The organism is Gilvimarinus sp. 1_MG-2023 (genome assembly GCF_030548285.1).
Window position 1 is genome coordinate 1 of the sequence record NZ_JAUOSC010000514.1, and the last position, 334, is coordinate 334.

Sequence of the window (334 nt, forward strand, 5' to 3'; positions counted from 1 at the left end):
GACATAGCACAAGAGCTGTATTTAGGAGCGGTTGTTGACCGTTCAACCCGACGTATTGTTTTCATGGCATCGACCGAAGGTGGTGTGGAAATCGAGAAGGTTGCAGAAGAAACTCCAGAAAAAATCCTTAAGGCAACGATTGATCCATTGGTTGGCGCACAGCCTTACCAGGGTCGCGAGCTGGCATTCAAGCTGGGCCTGAAAGGCGATCAGATCAAACAGTTCACCAAAATCTTTATTGGTCTGGCCAAATTGTTTGCTGACAAGGATCTGGCATTGCTGGAAGTGAACCCGCTGGTTATCACTTCTGATGGCGATTTGCACTGTCTGGATG

The 334-nt window shown here is 48.2% G+C and carries 1 protein-coding gene; it reads left to right on the forward strand.

Going from position 1 to position 334, the window contains the following annotated elements:
- The coding region (locus Q4563_RS17870; RefSeq protein WP_336623048.1) for an ATP-grasp domain-containing protein at positions 1-334 on the forward strand (334 nt) is incomplete at both ends.